The 1066-nt window shown below is 75.1% G+C and carries 1 protein-coding gene; it reads right to left on the bottom strand.

Annotated elements, in window-relative coordinates:
* Positions 1-12: 12 nt before the first annotated feature.
* Complete coding sequence (gene rsmA / locus GTW43_RS21690) at positions 13-876, bottom strand: 16S rRNA (adenine(1518)-N(6)/adenine(1519)-N(6))-dimethyltransferase RsmA (RefSeq protein ID WP_161303686.1); 864 nt, start codon at positions 874-876, stop codon at positions 13-15.
* Between the last annotated feature and the right edge of the window lie 190 nt (positions 877-1066).

Below are 1066 nucleotides of genomic sequence, written 5' to 3'. Positions count from 1 at the left end.
CGGGCGTACCGGTCACTTCCCGGCCTCCGCGATCCGCGCGAACTCCTCGACGGTGAGCGCCTCGCCGCGCGCCTGCGGCGAGACCCCGGCGGCGACGAGCGCGGCCTCGGCGGCGGCGGCCGACCCGGCCCAGCCGGCGAGCGCGGCGCGCAGCGTCTTGCGGCGCTGGGCGAACGCGGCGTCGACGACGGCGAAGACCTCTTCCTTGGGGGCCGTCGTCGCGATCGGCTCGGCGCGCCGGACCAGGGAGACGAGACCGCTGTCGACGTTGGGCGCGGGCCAGAAGACGTTGCGGCCGATGGAGCCGGCCCGCTTGACCTCCGCGTACCAGTTGGCCTTCACGGAGGGGACGCCGTAGACGCGGTTGCCGGGGGCGGCGGCGAGCCGGTCGGCGACCTCGGCCTGGACCATGACGAGGGTGCGCTCGATGCTCGGGAACGTGTCGAGCATGTGCAGCAGGACGGGCACCGCGACGTTGTACGGAAGGTTCGCGACGAGGGCGGTCGGGGCCGGGCCGGGCAGCGCGGTGACCTGCATCGCGTCCATGTTGACCAGGTCGAAGTCGTCCTTCTTGGCCGGGACGCGGGCCGCGACGGTGGCGGGCAGCGCGGCGGCCAGCACGTCGTCGATCTCGACGGCGGTCACGTGCCGGGCGACGTCGAGCAGGGCGAGGGTGAGCGAGCCAAGCCCGGGGCCCACCTCGACGACCACGTCGTCACCGGTGACCTCCGCGGTGCGGACGATGCGCCGGACCGTGTTGGCGTCGATCACGAAGTTCTGGCCGCGCTGCTTCGTGGGGCGGACGCCGAGGGCTGCCGCGAGTTCGCGGATGTCTGCGGCGCCGAGGAGGGGGCCTTGGGGGTCTGGGGTGCTCACCGTTCAAGGGTAGCCGCGGGCCCGCCCCACCCTGGACGACTCCGTCGGGGGTGGGGGGGCGTGATCCCGGCTCCGGGCACCGGGCTCCGGGTGCCGTCCGGTCTCGGAGCGACCCGTCAGGTGCGTGCCCACAGCGCCGCGCTGCGGCCGAGCCCCACTCCCACCGTCCCGCCCCCTCCGGGGGCGTTCG

It is taken from the genome of Streptomyces sp. SID5785, assembly GCF_009870065.1.
Lineage (GTDB): Bacteria > Actinomycetota > Actinomycetes > Streptomycetales > Streptomycetaceae > Streptomyces.
This window is presented reverse-complemented; position numbering and strand designations above follow the sequence as displayed.